Annotated in this window: 18 protein-coding genes and 1 tRNA gene; 7 read left to right on the top strand and 12 right to left on the bottom strand. The window is 66.8% G+C overall.

The genetic code is table 11. From position 1 onward, the window contains the following. Positions 1 to 39 precede the first annotated feature (39 nt). Positions 40 to 1,014, top strand: a complete 975-nt coding sequence (locus ACSG06_RS15065; RefSeq protein WP_440991098.1) for a DUF3179 domain-containing protein — start codon at positions 40 to 42, stop codon at positions 1,012 to 1,014. 28 nt (positions 1,015 to 1,042) lie between these two features. On the opposite strand, the gene ACSG06_RS15060 is transcribed toward ACSG06_RS15065, so the two are convergent. The 10 genes from ACSG06_RS15060 to ACSG06_RS15015 all read right to left on the bottom strand — a co-directional run bounded on the left by ACSG06_RS15060 (position 1,043) and on the right by ACSG06_RS15015 (position 11,524). Beyond that, positions 1,043 to 1,225: a DUF5786 family protein gene (locus ACSG06_RS15060; protein WP_440991097.1), complete on the bottom strand. Its 183-nt coding sequence runs from the start codon at positions 1,223 to 1,225 to the stop codon at positions 1,043 to 1,045. A gap of 76 nt (positions 1,226 to 1,301) precedes the next feature. Further along, positions 1,302 to 1,374 (bottom strand) — tRNA-Gln (locus ACSG06_RS15055). Between the two features lie 45 nt (positions 1,375 to 1,419). Continuing rightward, on the bottom strand, positions 1,420 to 2,139 hold the full coding sequence (locus tag ACSG06_RS15050) for an HNH endonuclease (RefSeq protein WP_440991096.1): 720 nt from the start codon (positions 2,137 to 2,139) through the stop codon (positions 1,420 to 1,422). Positions 2,140 to 2,201: 62 nt separating this feature from the next. Next, complete coding sequence (locus ACSG06_RS15045; RefSeq protein WP_440991095.1) at positions 2,202 to 2,636, bottom strand: metal-dependent transcriptional regulator; 435 nt, start codon at positions 2,634 to 2,636, stop codon at positions 2,202 to 2,204. Positions 2,637 to 2,646: 10 nt separating this feature from the next. Then, on the bottom strand, positions 2,647 to 3,138 hold the full coding sequence (locus ACSG06_RS15040; RefSeq protein WP_440991094.1) for a ferritin-like domain-containing protein: 492 nt from the start codon (positions 3,136 to 3,138) through the stop codon (positions 2,647 to 2,649). 101 nt (positions 3,139 to 3,239) lie between these two features. Next, a complete protein-coding gene (locus tag ACSG06_RS15035) occupies positions 3,240 to 3,683 on the bottom strand; it encodes an HIT family protein (RefSeq protein ID WP_440991093.1) in 444 nt (147 codons plus the stop codon). 94 nt (positions 3,684 to 3,777) lie between these two features. Next, complete coding sequence (gene sufD / locus ACSG06_RS15030) at positions 3,778 to 4,989, bottom strand: Fe-S cluster assembly protein SufD (protein WP_440991092.1); 1,212 nt, start codon at positions 4,987 to 4,989, stop codon at positions 3,778 to 3,780. Between the two features lie 2 nt (positions 4,990 to 4,991). Next, entirely contained in the window at positions 4,992 to 6,422 is a 1,431-nt protein-coding gene (sufB, locus tag ACSG06_RS15025) for a Fe-S cluster assembly protein SufB (RefSeq protein WP_440991091.1), read from the bottom strand. 27 nt (positions 6,423 to 6,449) lie between these two features. Next, the gene (locus ACSG06_RS15020) at positions 6,450 to 7,361 is read right to left on the bottom strand and encodes an ABC transporter ATP-binding protein (protein WP_440991090.1); all 912 of its coding nucleotides are present in this window, start codon (positions 7,359 to 7,361) and stop codon (positions 6,450 to 6,452) included. A gap of 152 nt (positions 7,362 to 7,513) precedes the next feature. Then, a complete protein-coding gene (locus ACSG06_RS15015) occupies positions 7,514 to 11,524 on the bottom strand; it encodes a DNA polymerase domain-containing protein (protein ID WP_440991089.1) in 4,011 nt (1,336 codons plus the stop codon). A gap of 172 nt (positions 11,525 to 11,696) precedes the next feature. Between ACSG06_RS15015 and ACSG06_RS15010 the strand changes: the two genes are divergently transcribed. From ACSG06_RS15010 to ACSG06_RS15000, 3 genes are all read left to right on the top strand, one after another. Then, positions 11,697 to 11,870, top strand: a complete 174-nt coding sequence (locus ACSG06_RS15010; RefSeq protein WP_438266574.1) for a DUF7331 family protein — start codon at positions 11,697 to 11,699, stop codon at positions 11,868 to 11,870. A 61-nt stretch (positions 11,871 to 11,931) separates the two neighbouring features. After that, entirely contained in the window at positions 11,932 to 12,417 is a 486-nt protein-coding gene (locus ACSG06_RS15005; RefSeq protein WP_440991088.1) for a DUF7322 domain-containing protein, read from the top strand. Between the two features lie 24 nt (positions 12,418 to 12,441). Further along, positions 12,442 to 12,870, top strand: a complete 429-nt coding sequence (locus ACSG06_RS15000; RefSeq protein ID WP_440991087.1) for a DUF7346 family protein — start codon at positions 12,442 to 12,444, stop codon at positions 12,868 to 12,870. Between the two features lie 3 nt (positions 12,871 to 12,873). Here the strand turns inward: ACSG06_RS15000 and rad50 are convergent, their stop codons facing one another. Both rad50 and mre11 read right to left on the bottom strand, forming a co-directional pair. Beyond that, complete coding sequence (gene rad50, locus ACSG06_RS14995; protein ID WP_440991086.1) at positions 12,874 to 15,579, bottom strand: DNA double-strand break repair ATPase Rad50; 2,706 nt, start codon at positions 15,577 to 15,579, stop codon at positions 12,874 to 12,876. Next, positions 15,576 to 16,952: a DNA double-strand break repair protein Mre11 gene (gene mre11 / locus ACSG06_RS14990; protein ID WP_440991085.1), complete on the bottom strand. Its 1,377-nt coding sequence runs from the start codon at positions 16,950 to 16,952 to the stop codon at positions 15,576 to 15,578. Before mre11 ends, rad50 begins: the two co-directional genes overlap by 4 nt. A gap of 624 nt (positions 16,953 to 17,576) precedes the next feature. Between mre11 and ACSG06_RS14985 the strand changes: the two genes are divergently transcribed. The 3 genes from ACSG06_RS14985 (at position 17,577) to ACSG06_RS14975 (ending at position 19,957) form a co-directional block, all read left to right on the top strand. After that, on the top strand, positions 17,577 to 18,146 hold the full coding sequence (locus ACSG06_RS14985) for a DUF7409 domain-containing protein (protein ID WP_440991084.1): 570 nt from the start codon (positions 17,577 to 17,579) through the stop codon (positions 18,144 to 18,146). 162 nt (positions 18,147 to 18,308) lie between these two features. After that, on the top strand, positions 18,309 to 19,100 hold the full coding sequence (locus ACSG06_RS14980; RefSeq protein ID WP_440991083.1) for a class I fructose-bisphosphate aldolase: 792 nt from the start codon (positions 18,309 to 18,311) through the stop codon (positions 19,098 to 19,100). After that, positions 19,100 to 19,957, top strand: coding sequence for a class 1 fructose-bisphosphatase (locus ACSG06_RS14975; RefSeq protein ID WP_440991082.1), 858 nt, complete (start codon positions 19,100 to 19,102; stop codon positions 19,955 to 19,957). Before ACSG06_RS14980 ends, ACSG06_RS14975 begins: the two co-directional genes overlap by 1 nt. Positions 19,958 to 19,970: the final 13 nt, after the last annotated feature.

Genomic DNA, 19,970 nt, shown 5'->3' with positions numbered 1-19,970 from the left:
ACCCGACTCCTTATGCTCCCGTCGCACACATCGCCGGACGTGCACGTCAGGAACGTCCTCCCGCGCGACGCCATCCCGAGCGTCGACGAGCCGACCTACGAACCCGTCGCCGACTACAGCGGCGACCCCGACGACGAGGTGGTCGTCGTCGACGGCGACCCGGCACGCGCCTACCCGGTCCGGTACCTCCACTACCACGAGATCGTCAACGCCGCCGACGCGGCCGGAACCCCCGTCGCCGTCACCTGGTGTCCTCTCTGCGGGAGCGCAGTGGTCTACGAGCGCACGGTGCCCGTCGACGGCGACACCCGCACACTCACCTTCGGCGTGTCGGGCAAGCTGGCGGACGACGACCTCGTGATGTACGACCGCGAGACAGACAGCGAGTGGAAGCAGAGCCGCGGCGTCGCCATCGACGGCCCCCTCGCCGGCACCGAGCTCACCGTCCGTCCGGCCGCGATGACGACCGTCGGCTGCTTCCGCGAGGCGAACCCCGACGGCGAGGTGCTCGCCGCGCCGGGCGGCGAAAGCGAGGCCGCCAGCGAGGACGATACTCCCGAACCCATCGACTACGACGCCGCCCCGTACGAGCGCTACTTCGACATGGACGGCTTCGGGCTGGCCGCCCACCGTGGCACCGGTGACGAGCGCGACTGGGACCGCGACGACCTCGCCCCGAAGACCGTCGTCCTCGGCCTGACCGACGGCGACGCAGCGCTCGGATTCCCGCTCCCGCGCGTCGAGGCCGCCGGAAGCGTCGTCCACGCGTCCGTCGGCGACCGAGACGTGGTCGTCTTCGCCACGCCGGACGGCATCCACGCCTTCGAGAACCCCGGCTTCGCGTTCGAGCGCACCGCCGAACCCGGCACCTTCGTCGCCGACGGTGCCCGCTGGGACGGCGCGACCGGCGAGAGCGACGACGGCCGGGGCCTCGACCGGTTGCCGAGCCGCCGGCTGTTCGCGTTCGCCTGGCAGGACGACCACGGCGCCGACGCCTTCTACGAGAACGAGTAGACCGCGACCGCAACTGCTCGACGAGCCGTTACTCGTCGTCGCCGTCTTTCATCTGCTGGAGCTGCCCGACGAGGTCCTCGTTCGACATCTCCCCCTGGTCGAACGACACCTCGCCCTCGTGGTCGTGCTCGTGCACGGTGACCGCGTCGTCCTCGTCGATGTCGCTGTCCTGGTCCTGCTGTTCGGATTCGTCGTAGCTCCCAAAGCCCATTGGATTCGGATGGAGGGGTGGGACGTATGAAAAAGATGCGTTCTCGACTCGATAGAAAATATAAATTTTCCTACAATAGCCCTGAACGGATTCGAACCGTTGTCATGGGCTCCAAAGGCCCATATGATTGGCCACTACACCACAGGGCTAAGCAGTCGAGGGTTGCGTGTGGACCGATTTATGCGTTGTTATTCCTACGGCACGGGTGTTGGAATTCGACCGATTTCAGCAAGCCGGTGACAGCTACGGCACAGACAGATAACGGTTTCAATCGTATGAGCGTCCTGTGGATCGTCGAACTCACGCACCGGCACGATATGGTGGACGTCTGGCTCTCGACCCATATCTGTCTTCGACAGTCCACAGGACTGGCATTCGTGACCGTCACGTTCCAACGCCTCTCGTCGCACTGGATACCAAGAACCACTGTAGTCGCTGGGGTCCCACTCCTCGTCGGTAGACATCCAGGCCGAAAGGCAGTCCCGCGAACAGAACCTGCCGATACCACGTTCACGGTCTGATTTGAGTACGGTCATTTCGACTCCACACTCGTCACAGTTCCGGTCCACACGCTCTACGTCCCACACCTCCCACGAAGCGTCACCGAGAAACTCGTCACTTTCCTCGACACAGGTCGGACAGTATACACCATCCTTGTCCGAAGGATAATACTCGAAAGAACCGCCACAGAGTGCACACGTCGCGTCCTCTTTTGCGTCCTTCCAGTTCCCGTTGTGCTCACCCGCGTTTGGATTGCAATCCTCACAGTACTCACGCTGTGCCTTGGGGTCGTAGAACGCGGTTCCACAGCCCGAACACTCTCGATTCGGTAACGAGACGCCGTGGACCTTGGTGTGGTGCTGGCGCATTCCCTGCTCGGTCGACAACACCTTCTCACAGGTCGGACACTCCATGCTTCCAGCAGAATAGAGCGCGTATTAAATTCAGGGAAACCGGGGCGAAAGTAAACTCGGGCTCAGTCCGCGCTCTCGCCGGCGGGCGCCTCGAGGTAGCAGCACTGGTCGGCCTCGGCGTCGAAGCAGTCGGGGCACTCGTCGCGGCGGTCGATGATGGTGTCCAGCCGTTCCGCGACGGTGTCGTCGATGACGGCCTCCAGCGCACCGGCCTCGCCGCGGTAGTCCTCGACCTCCAGGACGTTCGCGAGGAAGCGCTCGATGATGCAGTAGGTCTGGAGCGCGTCCTCCGCGCGGACGATGCCATCGTCGGTGAGCGTCGCACCCTTGTACTTCTCGTGGTCGACGAGCCCGCGCTCCTGGAGCTTGCCGACCATCTCGTTGACGCTCGCCGGGGAGACGTCGAGCATGTCGGCCAGCGCACCCGTCGCGGCCGGGCCGTCTTCCATCCGTTGCACCAGGTAGATCGCCTTGAGGTACTGGTCTGCGGTGTTCATCGGTGGGTCCTCACGCTCGTCGCTCCATGATTGCGGTCACTTCCTCGACGCCCTCGGCCTCCTCCTCGCGGATCTCGCGGAGGGTCGTGAGCACGTGCTCGCGGTCGATGCTGAACTCGCTCTCGCTCGCCTCGATGGCCTCGATGAGGTCGTCGTAGAACTTGTACGCCGTCTCCTCGTTGCAGAGCTGGTCGTACAGCAGCCCGTCGAAGTCCTCGGGCTTCGTCTGGGCGTACTGGGCCTCGACCAGCTTGTTGATCTCCTCGTACGGGACGGTCTCGGCGTCCAGATCTTCGATGAGTGCCTCGAGGCGGGTGCGGTGCTCGGCCGACTCCTCGGCGGCGTGTTCCAGCAGGTCGCGGACGTCGTCGTCGACGCCGTCGTCGTCGAAGGAGTCGATGTGGTGGTACGCGCGGGATTCGACCACCTCCTCCAGCACCGCCCCGATCTGCAGGAGACGGGCGAGTTGGTGGTCGGTGGCGACGCGCTGTCCCAAACTCATGAGGGAACGGTGGAGAGCCGGTCACTTAACGCTCTCCCTCTCCGCTCGACGGGTTGCCGGTCGACTGGTCGCGTCGACGAGCCGCGCGCTCGGCCGTCGACTCAGTCGTCGTCGAGGGCGGCGGTGACGGCGTCGAAGGCGTCGCGCTTCGCGATGTCGCAGTCGCCGCTGTCGGGCAACAGGTCCGGGTCGCCGTCGTGGCGGCCGACGAGGTGGAGATGGAGGTGTGGAACGGACTGGTACTCGGTGTTGTCGGTGAGGACGTTCACGCCGTCGAATCCCCGTTCGCGGTCCTCGCCGCCACGCATCCGGGTCGCGAGGTCCTGCACGTGCGCCATCACGTCCCCGAGGACGTCCGCCGGGACGTCGAACAGCGACTCGTGGTGGGCCTTCGGAATCACGAGCACGTGCCCGGGCGCGACCGGGTCCAGCGGCGAGAACGCGAGCGTCGCCGCCCGCTCCTCGCCACCGTCGCGGTCCTCGATGACGAGCGCGTCCGCCTCGCCCGCGACGATGTCGCAGAACACGCAGTCGGTATCGGTCATGGCCTGGTCGACGAGAAGGTCACACCTCAAGCTGCCGGTAGTGTGCGAACGAACCGCAAAGAGACGAGCGCGGCGGCCGGGCGTGGCGAACGCCTTACTCGCGCAGCCGTTCGGCGACGAGCTCCTCGATGTCGTCGCGGAGTTCGTCGACGGCGACCTCGTCGAGCACGGGCACGAAGAAGCCCTCGACGAGCATGTTGCGGGCGCGGCGCGGGTCGACACCGCGGCTGGTCATGTAGAACAGGTCCTGTTCGTCGACCTGGCCGACCGTCGCGGAGTGGCTGGCCTCGGTGTCGTGGTTGTTGATGATGAGCTTCGGGGAGGCGTCGGCCTCGGAGTCGTCGCTCAGCATCAGCGTGTTCTCGCGCTGGTAGCTGCTGGTGTTCCAGGCGTCGCGGCCGACGTCCTGCACGCCCTCGTAGACGGAGCGGGCGCGGTCGTCGAGGACGCCGCGGGTGACGAGGTCGGCGGTGGTGTGCTCGGCGCGGTGCCAGACCCGACTGTTGATGTCGAAGTGCTGGTCGTCGTGGCCGAAGAACGCGCCGACGATGTGGCTCTCGGAGCCGTCGCCGGCGAGCGTGGTCTCGACCTCGCTCTTGGTGAGCCGGGAGCCCATGTTGCCCTCGATCCAGTTGACCGTGGCGTACGTGTCGGCGGTGCCGCGCTTGAGCGTGTAGTTGTACGTCTCCTGGTCGAGGTTCTGGAGGCTCCCGTACTGGACGTGGGAGTTCTCGCCGGCGGCGATCTCGACGATGCCGCTGTAGTAGCGCTCGCCCTCGACGTCGTCGCCGGTGGACTGCCGTTCGAGGATGGTGACCGACGAGGACTCCTCGGTGACGACGAGCGTGTAGTTGAACAGCGAGCGGCTGTTCATCGTCGTCCGGATCTTCACGTCCTCGGCGTCGACGCCCTCGGGCACGTAGACGACGGTGCCGTCGGTGAACAGCGCGGTCGACAGCGCGGTGAGGTAGTTCTCCTCGGGGTCGACGACGCTGCCGAAGTGCTCCTCGATGAGCTCGCCGTGCTCGGCGACGGCCTCGCTCCACTCCAGCACCTCGATGCCCTCGGCGCTCTCGCGCTCCTTGTCCTGGGCGGCGTTGAGTGGGTCGACGAAGCCCTCGAAGTCGAGGTCGGTGAGGTTCGTCCACGTTCGACCGGGCGTCTGGATGACGCTCGGCATGTCCAGCTCGTCGAGCGCGTCGAGTGCGGAGAGACGCGTCTCCAGCAGCCACTCGGGCTCGTCGAGCTCGGCGGAGATCTGCTCGACCTGGTCGCGTGTGAGGTTTGCGTGTACCTGTGTGCTCATGATTATCCGAGGCTCCCCTCCATCTCCAGCTCGATGAGGCGGTTGAGTTCGACCGCGTACTCGATGGGCAGCTCCTCCGTGATGGGCTCGATGAAGCCGGCGACGATCATCTGCTTGGCGTCGTCGTCGTCCAGTCCGCGGGACTGGAGGTAGAAGACGTCCTCGTCGCCGATCTTGCCGACGGTCGCCTCGTGGGCGACGTCGACCTTCGACTCCTGGATCTCCATGTACGGCATCGTGTCCGAGGTGGACTCGTTGTCGAACATGAGCGCGTCACACTCGACGGACGTGGAGGAGTGCTCCGCGCCGTCGGCGATGTGGACGAGGCCGCGGTAGTTCGTGCGGCCGCCGTCCTTCGAGATGGACTTGGACTCGATGGTCGACTTCGTGTTCGGCGCGTTGTGGTACACCTTCGCGCCGGTGTCGATGTTCTGGCCCTCGCCGGCGAACGCGATGGTGATGTGGTTGTCAGTCGCGCCGCGGCCCTTCAGGATGGTCGCCGGGTAGAGCATGGTCGCCTTCGAGCCCATGCTGCCGGAGACCCACTCCATCGTCCCCTCGGCCTCGACGATGGCGCGCTTGGTGTTCAGGTTGTAGGTGTTCTTCGACCAGTTCTGCACGGTCGAGTACTGGACGTGGGCGTTCTCGCCGACGAACACCTCGACGCCGCCGGAGTGCAGGTTGAACGCGGAGTACTTCGGGGCGGAACAGCCCTCGATGTAGTGCACCTCGGAGTTCTCCTCGGCGATGATGAGCGTGTGCTCGAACTGGCCCATCCCCTCGGAGTTCATCCGGAAGTACGCCTGCACGGGCATGTTGACGGTCGTGTCCTCGGGCACGTAGACGAACGAGCCGCCGGACCAGACCGCGCCGTGGAGTGCCGCGAACTTGTTGTCGCTCGGGGGGACGCACTTCGTCATGAAGTACTCCTTGACGATCTCCTCGTGCTCCTGGACGGCCTTGTCCATGTCACAGAAGATGACGCCCTTCTCCTCCCACTGCTCCTGCATGTTCTGGTAGACGATCTCGGACTCGTACTGCGCGCCGACGCCCGAGAGCGCCTTCCGCTCGGCCTCCGGGATGCCCAGCTTCTCGAACGTGTCCTGGATCTCCTCGGGGAGGTCGTCCCAGTCGTCCGCGCCGCCGCGGGTCTCGATGTCCGGGCGGATGTACGGGACGATCTCGTCGATGTCGACCTCGCTCAGGTCGGGCTGTCCCGGCCAGTCGGTCGGCATCGGCATCTGCTGGAACTGCTTCAGTGCGCGCAGACGGCGCTCGAGCATCCACTCGGGCTCGTCCTTGTCCTCCGAGATGAGACGGATGGTCTCCTCGGTCAGGCCCTTCTCGGTCTGGAAGGCGGACTTCTCCTCCTTCTTGAACTCGAACCGGGCTTCGGTGTCGGTCTCTTTGAGGTGGTCTTGATCGGAACTCATGATTGTGGTGTGGTGTTGTCGGGGTGGTTACGCGGTCTCGTAGACTTCCTCGCGGACCCAGTCGTAGCCCTCGTCCTCGAGCTGCTCCGCGAGCTCGGGGCCGCCGGACTTGGCGATCCGGCCGTCGATCATGACGTGGACGTGGTCGGGTTCGACGTAGTCGAGGATGCGCTGGTAGTGCGTGATCTGCAGGATGCCGGTGCCCTGCTCGTCGCGCAGCGCGTTGATGCCGTGGGAGACGTCCTGCAGCCGGTCGATGTCCAGCCCGGAGTCGATCTCGTCGAGCACCGCGATGCTCGGTTCGAGGATTGCGGCCTGGAGGACCTCGTTCTGCTTCTTCTCACCGCCGGAGAAGCCGGCGTTGAGGTACCGCTGGGCGAACTTCTCGTCCATGTCGAGCTGCTCCATCTTCGCCTGGAGGAGCTGCTGGAACTCGGCGACGCCGACCTCGCCCTCGTCCGCGGGGCCCTCCATCGGGGAGGTGTCGTAGCCCGCCTCCTCTTCTTCTGCCTCCTCCTCGTCGTCGTCCTCGAAGAGCTCCTCGCGCTCCTCGATCTTCGCGTTGAGGGCGGTGCGGAGGAAGTTCGTCATCGTGACGCCCTCGATCTCGGCGGGATACTGGAAGCCGAGGAAGATACCGAGTGCAGCGCGCTCGTTGGGCTCGAGTTCGAGCAGGTTCCAGGTGCGCTTGTCCGCCGGGATGTCGAAGTCCTCGCCGAAGTCGCCCTGTTCGAGGTGGAGCAGTACCTCGCCGTCTGTCACCTCGTAGGCCGGGTGGCCGGCAACGATCTTCGCTGTGGTGGACTTGCCGGAGCCGTTCGGGCCCATGAGGGCGTGGATCTCGCCGGATTCGACCTCGAGGTCGACGCCGTCGAGGATCTTCTCGCCATCGTCTTCTGCAACGCTCGCGTGGAGATTGTTGAGTTCGAGTTTTGCCATGCTGGCTACCTCTAGTGGTCTAGGGAAAGGGTGTCGGCCCCATAATGCTTGCGTATTCCCGTGTCTCTGATTCGCATATCGGAAAATTTTGTTCACGATTGTAAAACAGCGCCCGTCGCGTCCGAACCGACCGCACGCACCGCGGTCGACGCCTACATGAAGCTGCCGAGTCCGGTCTGCTCCTGGCCGGTCTTGACCTCCTCCCAGGAGATGCCCAGCGCCTCGATGACGCGTGCGATGGGCCCCTTCAACGTCTTGTCGAGCATCTTGTCGTAGTCCACCTCGAACTCGTCGGGGATCTGGTCGGCGTAGTCGAAGCAGATGACGTCCTGCTCGCGCTTGAACTCGCCGTAGCGGTGGTCGTGCTGTGGGTCGAACTCGCCCGCGTCCTCCAGCCGCTGGAAGTAGTCCGGGTGGACCTTCTCCAGATAGAGCCGCTTCGGCTTCGAGCCGCGGTCGAAGTTCGTCCCGAACAGCAGGTTCGCGTACTTCGCCCCGCGGACGTGAGCCGTGTCCGTGTCGTAGTTGTCGAGTCGCTTGCCGATGCCGCCCGGGATGGCGATCTCGTCGTAGCTGTACTCGCCGTCGCGGAACCGGACGATGACGTCGTGGATGTACTCTGTTATCTCGGACTCCTCGGCACCGCGGACGACCTTGTCGATGACCTCGTGCTGGACCTCCTTCGTGATGGGCGCGATGTCCGAGCGCTTGTACTCGAAGCCGGTGATGTCGATGTCGTCGACGTGCTTGCCCTCCTTCCAGATGATGTGGCCGGCGTAGCGCTTCTTCTTGCCCGCCTGGAAGAACCGGCGGTAGAGCTTCTCGAACTCGATCTGGAAGCGGTGGAACTCCGCGTTCAACGCTTCACGCGCGAACTCGTCGTAGGATTGGTTGATGTGTTCCTCGATGTCCTTCGAGAGCTGGATGGCCTCATCAGTGTCGACATCACTGCCAAGACTTATCATTACGCTATCAGTATCCCCGTAGGCCACCTCGTGCCCGAGTTCGTTCGCGGACTCCTCGGTGAACTTGATGACCTCTCTACCGGTTGCAGTAACCGCAGCACCCATCTCCTTGTCGTAGAGACGGAACCGGTCCCAGCCGAGCACCCCGTACACCGACTGGCCGACGAACTGGAACTTCCCGTTTCGCCCTGCGAGCAGCGTATGATTGTCCTCGACGGTCACACAGTACGCGCCATCGTCGGCCGTGCTCGTGCTGCCGGAGCGGTGCATCCGGAAGCTATTCTTCCCGCCGTCTGTGCAGTAAATCCGCCACGACCCGCTGTCGTGGTTGTAGCTCGCCGTCAGACCGAGGTGGGCACAGAGACGCAACACGTCGTCACGGAGGCGTTCGCTCGAAGTCGTGTACCGCCAGCTGTTGACCTGCCGGTCGCCGTCGCCCGCGATGAGGGTGTTCAGGAACCGTTCCTTCTGCTCTCGGCTCAGGTCGAAGACGAACTCCGGAATCCGTTTCTCGAAGCTGTTACCGCCGCAGGTGGCCTCCAACCACGACCCGAACAGTTCCGAGGTGAACTGGTACCCGCGGTCGTCCACGTACGCGTCGAACGCCATCCTGTCGAGCAATTCCCCGATAGCCGTGTGGTCGTCGCCGTCCCCACCGTCGGCGATGGCGTCCTGTGCGATGTTGACGGACGTCGCACTCCCGCGGAAGTTCTCGCCGAACTGCTTGTCCGCGGACGTGTAGACCGACCCCTCGGTGATGTACCAGGCGAGCAGTTCGAGGAAGTCGTCGCCGTCGTAGAACCGCGGAATCCACTTTCGACCGCGCTCCGCGTGGACGTAGAAACTTGAACAGTGCTCGTCGAGGTACTCACGATGCGCTTCGAACGTCTCGGCGTCGAAGACGTATCCAGTTCCGTCCTCACCCTGTTTCTCCATCTTGTCCGGGTAGAAACCCACCTCGGCGGCCAGCGTATGCCCGTGGACGTCGTTGTTCGCCCAGACCTCGAAGTCACCGTCGAGGAACTCCGTGATGTCCACCCGGTCGAGGCTCTCCCCGTCCGGCCCGTCCCAGCCATGTGGCAGTTCGTAGTGCGAGGAATCGGTGAGGTCACCAGCTTCGACGAACCGGAAGTCGTCCCACGACGCACCGTTCCTGTCGTCCTTGCGGACGAGCATCCGATGGTTCGGCGTGACGCTGAAATCTATCTTGCTCGTCTGGATGTCGACCATCTCGTCCCGGTAGTCGGGGTACTCGTGGGTCTCGACGACGGGTTTGACCTCCATCTCCATCGTGTCGGGGTCCAGCGAGTACACCTCGTCACCAACGTCGAGATCCCTGATGTTTCGGACACCATCCGGGGTGAGGACATCCGTATCCGACGAGAAGCAGTTCATGATGACCTTCACCGCGGCCTGCTGCTGGTCGTACCGCTCGTAGTCCTGGCTGCCGGGGTCGTGCTGGTTCCGCAGTTCCTTCTTGGCCTCGCGCTCTTCCAGCAGCTCGTCGACCATCGCCCGGATCATCCCGTCCTCGTCCTTGCGGAAGTGGGTGCCGTTGGGGGCACGGTAGGTGTCGCCGTCGAACGCGTCGGGGTCGACCTTCGTCTCGGGGCTGGCGTTGATGGTCACCATGCACATCGGGTAGAGCGACTTCAGGTCGAGCACGGTCACCATCTCCTTGACGCCGGTGATGGGGTCGAACACCGCGCCACCCTCGTAGTCCTCGGACTCCTGCTGGCCCTTCGAGGGGAGCACCCACTCGCCGTTGACCTTCTGCAGGACGTACATGTCGACGGCGTCGCCCGCCGTCGGCGCGTCCTCGATCTTGCAGCCGACGAACGTGCGCACCTCGTCGTAGAACGAGATGATGTCCTGTTTCGCGTCGATCTCCACGCAGAGCTCCACGTCGCGGAGGTTGTACTCGAGCAGCCGTCCGGGGTCGTTCTCCCACAGGTCGCCGATGTCACCGGTGTAGCGCTCCTTGCCCGCGTCGAGTTCGGTCTCCCCGACGGCGTCGAGCCGGTAGGAGTCAAGCTCGGTGAACTGCCGGCTCTTGTAGGCGTACAGCAGGTCGAAGACGACACGGCCCTTCACGTTGGGGCCGCCCCAGCCCGAACGCCAGACCTCGTTCACCCGGGAGAGCCGGTCCGGCCGGAGGTCCTGGTCGTGCATCGTCGAGTCCAGCTCCTCGAGCCGGTCGAGGAAGTACGGCGCGTCGAAGTCCTCGAAGTTCCAGCCGGTCATCAGGTCCGGGTCGGTCTCGTCGATGTAGTCGAGGAACGCCTCGAGCATCCGTCGCTCGGCCTCGAGCTGGTCGTCGCCGTCGAACACCTCGACCCTGAGGTCCAGCTCGCCCTCGATGGGGTCGTAGTCGGGCAGGGCGGCGGGTGCCTCGCCGTCGTACTCGTCCGCGATGGCGAGCCAGACGACGTACTCGTCGTCGTAGGAGTCGTGCGAGGTGAGACAGATGATCGGCTCCTCGCCGTCCTCGGGGAAGCCGTTGCGGTCGTCGACCTCGATGTCGAACGTGTTCACGCGCGGCTCGGCGGTCAGGTCGGTCGCCTCGACCTCCTCGTGGGGGATGCGGATGGTGCCGCTCTCGCCGCGGCGGTTCGGCACGGTGATGCCGCTGTTGATGCCGTTGTCGATGAGGAACCGGTTCGGGAACAGCACGTCGGCCTCGTAGTGGTCGAAGCGGTCGCGGATGTTCCCGACGTCCCGCGGCGTGCGCCCGAAGATCTTCGTCAGGCGCTCGCCGCGGATGCTCTCGTAGGGCTCGCCGTCGTCGTCGCTCTCCTCCCAGTCGACGATCGCGTCCTCGTCGTCGAGGTCGGACTCGTCCAGCGAGGCGGTCGGCGCGTAGAAGTACGGCTGGAAGCCGAACACCATCACGTGCTCGGCGGTGCCCTCGGCGGTCCGACCGAACACGTGTATCACGGGCTGTTCGTGTTCGCCCGAGCCCTCGACGGTGTAGTCGACCTGCATCACGGAGAGCGAGACGGTCCCGTCGGGGTCGGGGAACAGGGCCTCGTCGGCCTCGACGAAGTCGGCATCCTCGAGCCCCGGCGTGGTGACGGCCTCGGCCTCGGCGACGAGGTCGGACTCGCTGAGCCCGTCGTCTGTGTCGGCGTCGGTCGACCCGCCGTCGCCGAACGCGCCCCCGAGAGTCAGCTGTTCTGAGTCCCCTGCGTCGGTCATTGGCGACGGTTCGGGGGCAGTGATAAAAACGTCCGTGGTTCGCACCCCGCGAACGTCACGCTCGCACCTGGTAGTCGGCGGTTACCGTCCCGTCCTGTCGGTCGAGTCTGATTTCCCCGCGGCAACAAGACATATACCCTGTTACTGTATACCACCCTTTGAGGTGACCGGCTTGTCCGACCACGCAACGCAAACTGACGGACGCACGGCCGATAGAGACGAGATTGACGGCGTCGAGTCCATCGAGACATACGAGACCGACGAGGGCACCGTATTCTACGACGCCGAGAACCCGCTTGCGTGGCTAGAGGCCGGAGAGACGTTCTCCCTCCGAGAGCACGCCTGAGCCACCCAACGCACGACTCGAACGAGCAACCCTTTTCCTGCCGCCGCTCCAATACTCACGCGTGCTGGACGACCTACTGGAGGGCAACGACGAGAAGGGCCCCGGCGAGCCGGACCCGGAGGCCGACCTCCGCGATTACGAGGCGGAGCTCACGCCCTCCGTGCGGATTCCGGAGGCTCCATCCCCCGGTTCGACCGCCGACATCGACGCGCCGGCGGACCTCCAGCGGAAGTTCTGGATCCTCGTCCTGGCGTTCAACGCCGCGCTCCTCGCCGGGAGCCTCGGCGCGCTGTACGTCATCTTCCGTGGCGACTGGTACCTCGGTGGCCGACTGCTGGCCGCCGGACTGGTCTGCTTCGTCTACGGCGTCTACCGCCTCCGCACCTGGGACCTCCCGAGGGGCGACGGCAGCAAGGCGGCCTCGGCGTCCGCCGCCGGCGGCGCCACGGACCCCGCCGCCGACGCAACCGACCCGGACGCCGACGCCGCCGACGCAACCGACCCGGACGCCGACGCCGAGGAACCGGCCGACGGCGACAACGACTAACCCCTCGCGCCCGAACCGCGATCCATGCGAACGGTCCGCGACGACGACGGCCGCATCCTGCTGGTGGTCAAGAGGTCCGGCGAGTCGACGCTGGTCCGCGACCCCGAGACCGGAGTCGAGGAGTTCCGACCGAACGACAGCCTCGTCGCGGTCGACGACGAGTCCGCGCTCTCGGTCGCCGCCGGCGCCGTCCCGCCCGCGGTCCGCCGCGTCCTCTCGGCCACCCACGACGACCGCTCGCTCGGCCTGCTCGTCGAGCTCGTCGACCGCGAAGCCGTCGCCGTGCGGGACCTGCTGGCCGACTACGACCTCTGCGAGAGCGACCTGCTCGGCCTGCTGACGGAGTTCCACGCCGCCGGACTCGTCCAGGAGGCTCGCATCGCCGGCGAGCGCGGCTACGCGGCGACGGAGCTCGCGGTGGACGGCGTCACGGCACTCCGCGAGAGGGAGTAGCCCTCAGTCCAGTCCGGGGATCGGCCGCTCGCCCCGGCTGACCGACGAGCGGTTCGTGGTCGGGTCCTTCTCCACGTGGACCAGCGAGTCCGCCGCGCCGACGAGCTCCTCGTCGTGACTCACGAGGATGATCTGCTCGACGCCGTAGTCGACCCGCATCGTCTCGACGAGCGTGAGCAGCTGCGAGACGTGGCCGGAGTCGAGGAAGACGGTCGGCTCGTCGAGGATGAGCGGTGGCATCGGCGCAGCGCCCTCCACACCTTCGGAGAGCAGCCGGTAGATGGCACAGCGCAGACTCAGGTTGAACAGCGCGCGCTCGCCGCCGGAGAGCTGCTCCGGGTCGAGCGTCTCGCCGTCCTTCTGGTACACCGTCAACTCGTAGTCGCCCGAGAGCTCGATGTGCGAGTACGAGTCGTTCTGGTACACCAGGTCGAACGTCTCGTTGAGCATCCGTTCGAGCGTCTCGACGTTCCGCCGCCGGAGCTCGGCGCGCAGGTCGCTGTACATCTGCTGGAGGTCCTGCGCCTCGTCGTACAGCGACGCCAGCGCGTCGACCCGCTCGCTGACGGCGTCGCGCTTCGCCCGGAGCGACTCCAGCTCCTCGATCTCGTTGCGCACGCCGCCGATGCGGTCCCTGAGGTCGGCCTCCTCGGACTCCAGCTCCGCGAGCGCCTCGGTCGCCTGCTCGAGGTACTCCTCGGCGCGCTGCTTCTCGCTCCGAGCTTTCTCGACGCGCTCCTCGTCGACCTGGTCCTCGAGCTCGCGCTTGCGCTCGCGCTTCTCGGCGAGGCGTTCCCGCCGCTCCTCGTTGAGCTCGGCCTTGCTCGCGCGCTCGTCGCGGAGGCGTTCGACCTCTGCCTCGGTCGACTCGACCTCGTCGTACAGCTCCGAGAGCCGCTCCAGCGTCTCGATGCGTTCCTTCACGTCGGCGCGCTCGCCGTTGGCCTCGCCCAGCTCGCGCCGCAGCTCGTCGGCCGCCTCGCGGGCCGATTCGGCGGCGTCGCGCTTCTCCTCCGCCTCTGCCTCGAGCTCGTCGGCCTCCGCCCGGAGGTCGGCGGCCCGTTCCCGTTTCTCCTCGACGTTCGCGGCCTTCTGCTCGCGGAGTTGTTCGAGGTTGTCGCGGTTCTCCTCGAGGCTGGCGACCTCCCGTTCCGCCTCGCGGAGTGCCTCGGCCGCCTCGATGCGCCCGTCGAGCTCGTCGATCTCTTCCTCCACGTCGTCGAGTGCGTCCGCCTTCGATTCGAGCTCGGCGCGGTCGTCGTCGAGCGAGTCGACGTGCGGCGAGCCGTCGACGGGCTGGCCGCACTCCGGGCACTTGCCCTCATCGAGGAGCGTCTCGGCCTCCTCGATGCGGTTCCGGAGCGTCTCGACCGCGGTCCGGAGTTCGCTCGCCTCCTCGCGCAGGTCCTCGCGCTCCTCGCGCAGGTCCGCGAGGTGTGACTCCGCCTCGCCGAACGCGACGGGCGCGTCGTCGAACCGCTCGCGGTGGGCCGCGATGTCGTCGTCGAAGCCCTCGAGCTTCTCGCGGAGGTCGTCGAGGTCGGCGGCGGCCACGTCCGCCGTCGATTCGAGTTCGTCGGCGTCCCCGCGCTTCCCCTCGGCCTCGGCCTCGAGCTCGTCGGCGCGGTCGGCCAGCCGGTCCGCCTCGTCCGACTTCGAGCCGATGTCGACCGAGAGCTCGTTGATGCGCTCCTGCAGGGTCTCGGCCTCGGCGTCGAGCTCGTCGAGCCGGTGGTCGACGCGGGCGGCGGTGTCGTCGGTCGCGACCTCGGCGTCCGCCGGGATCTCGTCCGCGTCGGGGAGGTCGACCGCTCCCAGGAGTTCGTCGCGCTCCGCGCGCAGGTCGTCCAGCTCGGTGCGCCGGTCCGCGATGCGGGATTTCAGCGCCTCACGGTCGCGCTCGGTCTCGGCGATGTCGTCCTGCAGCTCGCTCACGTCGTCCTCGACCGATTCGAGCTCCGCCTGCTTCTCCTCGTGGTCGTCGAGGACGGCCTGTGCCTCCTCGCGGGTGGACTCCGCCTCCGCGACGTTGCCCTCCAGTCGCTCGATCTCGCCCCGGGTGTCGTTCAGCTCGCTCTGGAGCTCGTTGAGCTGGTCGTGCAGCCCCTTCGACTCCTTCTCGGCGACCTGCTCGTCGAGGCCCTCCATGCGGCCGCGGGCGTTGTCGAGCACGTCGTTCACGCCCAGTCTCGCCTCGCTGGCGCGCTCGCGGTACTCCTCCAGCTTCCCCAGCTGCAGCAGGTCGTCGATGATGTCCTGCCGGGTGCTCGGACTCGCGTGGATGAGCTTGTTCACCTCGCCCTGACGGACGTACGCGCAGTTGACGAACGCGTCGGCGTCCATCCGCAGCAGGTTCGTGATGGCCGAATCGACCGCACTCGGCCCCTCCCAGGATGCGTCGCCGCCCTCCAGCAGGCAGTCGTGGGAGACGCGGTCGCCGTAGTCCTTCAGGCTCCGTTCGAGGTGGTAGTCCGCGCCGTCGTGGCGGAACCAGAGCTCGACCTCGCACTCCTCCTCGCCGGTCCGGATGACGTCCTCGCGGGTGCCCGGGATGGCGGCCGAGCCGTACAGCGCGAAGAAGCAGGCCTCCAGCAGCGAGGACTTCCCGCTGCCGTTGACGCCGTGGACGACGGTGACGCCGCGATCCAGCGAGAGGTCGGCGTCGCCGTAGCACTTGAAGTTCGAGAGGCGGACGCGGTCGACCCTCACAGGAACTCCTCCATGGAGGACTGCGAGTCGGTGCCGGTGGGCGGCTCGTCCGTCTCGTCGCCGGTGTCCGCTACGGGTTCGTTCCCGTCGTCGCTCCCGGTGCGGCTTTCCGTTTCGACACGCACCGCGTCACCACCGTCGGTCGACGCCGGCTCGGACTCCGACGGGTCGTCCTCGGTGACCTCCCCGGCCGACTCGTCCTCGACCGGCTCGTCGTCGGCCGATTCCGCCTCGTCGACCGCGTCCTCGCCGTCGACACCCTCGAACGCGTCGAGGTCGCCGTCGTCGACGAGGCTCTCGACGCGCTCTTTCACCGAGTCGCGAACGTTCGAGTCGGCGACCTTCGAGGCGCGGACCGTCTCGTCCACGTCGCGGGCGGCCTGACTCAGGCCCAGCTCGCGAACGCGCTCGCGCACCGCCTCGTCGGGGTCCGCGAACGTCACCTCGACCTCGTGTTCCTCGTCGAACTCCCGGCGGTCGTTCACTCGGGCGACCAGCGCGCCGCGGTCGATGGCCAGCTCCTCGACCGGCGCGGGCGAGACGGGTTCGCCGTCGCCCGTGACGGTGACGACGACCACCGCGTCCTCGCAGTCGTGCTCGCGCACCGCCTCGCGGACGCGCTCGACGCCCTCCCCCTCCTTGAGCTCGACATCGACGAACCGGAACGGACGCGTGTCCGGGATGGCCCGGCGGCTGATGGCGACCGTCCCCTCCTCCGTTGCGACGATGTTGTACCCCCGGTCGTCGCGCTCCGTGGCGCTCGCGCGCTCGGTCGACCCGCAGTAGGTCACCCACGTCCCCGCGACCTCCTCGACGCCCGGGGCGTGGTTGTCGCCCAGCAGCAGCGCGTCGAAGTCGACCGTCGACTCCTCGACGAGCCGTTCGGTGTCCCAGTCGGCGTGCGCGAACGGCTCGAACAGCCCGTGGCTCACCAGCATCGCGTACTCGGCGTCGTGTGCGGCGAACTCGTAGTCCAGCTCCTCGCGACGCGACCGCGGCACGAAGTCCAGCCCGTAGAACGCCGTGTCGCCCACGACGTGCGGTTCGCTGTCGAGGCGAGTGGCGAGCCCGAGGTCCTCGAACAGGTCCAGCCACTGCCCGTCGCGCTTGCCCTCGTGGTTCCCGACCACGGCGAGGAACGGGATGCCGGCGTCCGCGAGCGTCCGGAGGGCCGCGACCGTCCCCTGGAGGTCCTTCAGCCCGGGCCGTCGGTCGTGGAACAGGTCGCCCGCGTGGACCACCGCGTCCACGTCGTCCTCGACGGCGTCCGCGACCACCCGCTCGAACGCTGCGAGGAAGTCCCGCTGGCGCTCGGGCGAGTGATACTGCCGGTAGCCGAGGTGGGTGTCGGCGGTGTGGATCACCCGTGTCATATGACTGCCTCTATCGCGTGATGCCCTAAAGACGTTCCGTGAGTTGTGTCGTGGTTTGCGGTCGAGAGACCTCTCGCTTCGGCCCGCACTACCGGTGTAGCTGAGACCGCGAACAGCCAGAAAGCCCCGAGGCGCTGGAGTCGGGGGCCTCGCTGCGTCCCCGGAAATCGGAGATTTCCGGTGGGCTCACGAGACGCGAGCGTCTCGTGACCGCTCCTCGTTCCTGCGGTGCTTGCGTCGGCCGCCTTCCTCCAGCGACTCGCCCCTTTCAGTCCCGCCCACCGCGACCGCACCGCACCTCACGCCTCCCCAGCCTCTTCGCTCGGTCGCAGGCTCCCTCGCTCATCCCTCGCACGAGCGTCTGCGAGCGGCCTCGCGTTGCTCGGCACGCTCGCCAGGGTGAGAGCAAGCTCTCACTGGCCATCGGAATCGCACGCGATTCCGAGACAGCCACGCGCCACCCGGTTGGTCGGCTGTCGACGAGGAATCGGGGTTTCCAAGGTCCGCCGCCAGGATACCATCGGAATCGAAACGACACGTGTCCGAACACTCACGTTCGGTTCCACGAATCGCGGCCGGCACACCAACATTCAAGACCGGTGCTGGAGAGAACAACAGTGACGGATGGGCACGAACGACGGCGGCGAGGAGCTGGTAGCCGACGCCGAGACGCTGGCTGGCCTGGACGGGGTCACGCCCGTGGCGGCGGCCCAGCTCACCGAAGCGGGTGTGACGGCGACCGACGTGACCGAGAAGCGGGTGACGTACACGGACCTCGTGGAGGCGGGCGTCGAGCAGGGCGTGGCGACGGACCTGCGCCGGGAGTACTCGCTCTCGTGGTCGTCGACGCTCGGCGACGGGCTGGACGAGCGCGCGGAGTCGATGGGCGGACTGCACGACGACGAACGCGACTGGGTGGCGGCGTCGACGAGCGACTGGGAGGAGCTCGGCGTCCGCGAGTACGACCCGGTGGAGCGCGAACCCGTCGACGTCTGGGCGGACCGGGAGCGCCCGACGCCGGTCGAGGCTGTCGTCGACGGCTGGGTCGCCGACCAGCTCGCCGACGCGGGGATCACGACTGTCCGCCAGCTCGCGTGGGTCGACGCATCGGCGCTGGCGGAGGCGCTCGACGTGAGCGTGATGCAGGCGCGGACGTGGCGGTTCTCGGCGCGCGAGGCGTTCCAGCAGGAGTGACGAACCCACCGGAATATTTACTACCGCTGTAGTGTGTTTTCGGGGATTGGTCAGCGCCGCCGAGAGCGCGGTAGAAGCCTGCTACTCCTGACTCGACCGATATTTCCATCCCCCGTTCCGAACACCACGCTTTAATAGGGACTTCGGCGAATTTGGAACCGAATGCGACCCATCGACGACTCACCCATCGTCCGCGACGGAAAGGTACTGATTCTCGCGATGGACCACGGGCTGGAGCACGGCCCCGTGGACTTCGAGCCGGTTCCCGAGACCATCGACCCATCGACGGTGTTCGACGTGGCGACACACGACGCCGTGACGGCGATGGCCGTCCAGAAGGGCGTCGCCGAGGCGTACTACCCGTCCTACGAGGACGACGTGAACCTCCTCATGAAGCTCAACGGCACGTCGAACCTCTGGATGGGCGAGCCCGACTCCGCGGTCAACTGCTCGGTCGACTACGCGGTCGAGGAGTGCGGCGCCGACGCGCTCGGGTTCACCCTCTACGGCGGCTCGAACCACGAGATAGAGATGGCCGAGGAGTTCCGGAAGGCCCAGGAGGACGCCCGCGAACACGACGTGCCGATGGTCATGTGGTCCTACCCGCGCGGCCAGGGCCTGAAGAACGACCGCGACCCCGAGACCATCGCCTACGCGGCCCGGCAGGCGCTCGAACTCGGTGCCGACATCGCGAAGGTCAAGTACCCCGGCTCGCCCGAGAACATGGAGTGGGCGGTCGACGCCGCAGGCAAGGTCAAGGTCGTCATGTCCGGCGGCTCGAAGACCGACGACTACGCGTTCCTCAAGCAGGTCGAGGGCTGCATGGAGGCCGGCGGCAAGGGCCTCGCGGTCGGCCGGAACGTCTGGCAGCGCGAGAACCCCCGCGAGATCCTCGACGCCCTCGAGGCCGTCATCTACGAGGGCGCCTCCGCCGAGGAAGCGCTGGATCGATGATGCAAGAGCGCAGCACCGGCACGACCGTCGACGCCATCGTCGACGTCATCGCCGAGACCGCACCCGAGATCCGCCAGGGACTCGTCGGCCGACGCGGCACCGTCGACGAGGAGAACCCCAGCGGCGACGAGCAGGTCGAGGCCGACGTCTGGGCCGACGGCCTCCTCGAGGACCGCCTGTCGAGCATCGACGGCGTCGGCCAGTACGCCAGCGAGGAGCGCCCGGACATCGCCGACTGCGGCGAGGGCGTCGCGGTCGCGGTCGACCCGCTCGACGGCTCGTCGAACCTCAAGTCCAACAACGCGATGGGCACCATCTTCGGCGTGTACGACGCCGAACTGCCGGCCCGTGGCGAGGACCTCGTCGCCGCCGGCTACGTGCTGTACGGGCCGGTGACGACGATGCTCGTCGCGCGCGACGGAGCCGTCCACGAGTACGAGCTGAGCGGCGACGAACGCGGTGTCATCGAGCGCGACGTCACCATCCCCGACGACGCCGTCGTCTACGGCTTCGGCGGCCGCGTCCCGGACTGGCCCGACGACTTCGCGGCCTACGTGGACGAGGTCGAGGACGAGCTGAAGCTGCGCTACGGCGGCGCGATGATCGCCGACGTGAACCAGGTCGTCACCTACGGCGGCATCTTCGCGTACCCCGCACTCGAGTCAGCGCCGAACGGGAAGCTCCGCCTCCAGTTCGAGGGCATCCCCATCGGCTACGTCATCGAGACCGCCGGTGGCGCGTCCTCGGACGGGAGCCAGTCGCTGCTGTCCGTCGAGCCGACCGAACTCCACCAGCGCGTCCCGGTCCACGTCGGCAGCCAGTCGTACATCGACCGGCTGGAGTCGGCGCTGGACTGACGGCGGCTGGTAC

Source organism: Haloarchaeobius baliensis, from assembly GCF_052060055.1.
Lineage (GTDB): Archaea > Halobacteriota > Halobacteria > Halobacteriales > Natrialbaceae > Haloarchaeobius > Haloarchaeobius baliensis.
Note: the sequence above shows the minus strand (reverse complement) of the source record. Positions and strands in the feature narration are given on the sequence as shown.

Coding starts and splice junctions, on each gene's coding strand:
- ACSG06_RS15040 (WP_440991094.1), bottom strand. CDS start 3,138: ATGAGTTTGGGACAGCGCGTCGCCACCGACCACCAACTCGCCCGTCTC.
- ACSG06_RS14975 (WP_440991082.1), top strand. CDS start 19,100: ATGCAAGAGCGCAGCACCGGCACGACCGTCGACGCCATCGTCGACGTC.
- ACSG06_RS15045 (WP_440991095.1), bottom strand. CDS start 2,636: ATGAACACCGCAGACCAGTACCTCAAGGCGATCTACCTGGTGCAACGG.
- ACSG06_RS14985 (WP_440991084.1), top strand. CDS start 17,577: ATGGGCACGAACGACGGCGGCGAGGAGCTGGTAGCCGACGCCGAGACG.
- ACSG06_RS15035 (WP_440991093.1), bottom strand. CDS start 3,683: ATGACCGATACCGACTGCGTGTTCTGCGACATCGTCGCGGGCGAGGCG.
- ACSG06_RS14980 (WP_440991083.1), top strand. CDS start 18,309: ATGCGACCCATCGACGACTCACCCATCGTCCGCGACGGAAAGGTACTG.
- sufD (WP_440991092.1), bottom strand. CDS start 4,989: ATGAGCACACAGGTACACGCAAACCTCACACGCGACCAGGTCGAGCAG.
- ACSG06_RS15050 (WP_440991096.1), bottom strand. CDS start 2,139: ATGGAGTGTCCGACCTGTGAGAAGGTGTTGTCGACCGAGCAGGGAATG.
- ACSG06_RS15020 (WP_440991090.1), bottom strand. CDS start 7,361: ATGGCAAAACTCGAACTCAACAATCTCCACGCGAGCGTTGCAGAAGAC.
- sufB (WP_440991091.1), bottom strand. CDS start 6,422: ATGAGTTCCGATCAAGACCACCTCAAAGAGACCGACACCGAAGCCCGG.
- mre11 (WP_440991085.1), bottom strand. CDS start 16,952: ATGACACGGGTGATCCACACCGCCGACACCCACCTCGGCTACCGGCAG.
- ACSG06_RS15015 (WP_440991089.1), bottom strand. CDS start 11,524: ATGACCGACGCAGGGGACTCAGAACAGCTGACTCTCGGGGGCGCGTTC.
- ACSG06_RS15060 (WP_440991097.1), bottom strand. CDS start 1,225: ATGGGCTTTGGGAGCTACGACGAATCCGAACAGCAGGACCAGGACAGC.
- ACSG06_RS15000 (WP_440991087.1), top strand. CDS start 12,442: ATGCGAACGGTCCGCGACGACGACGGCCGCATCCTGCTGGTGGTCAAG.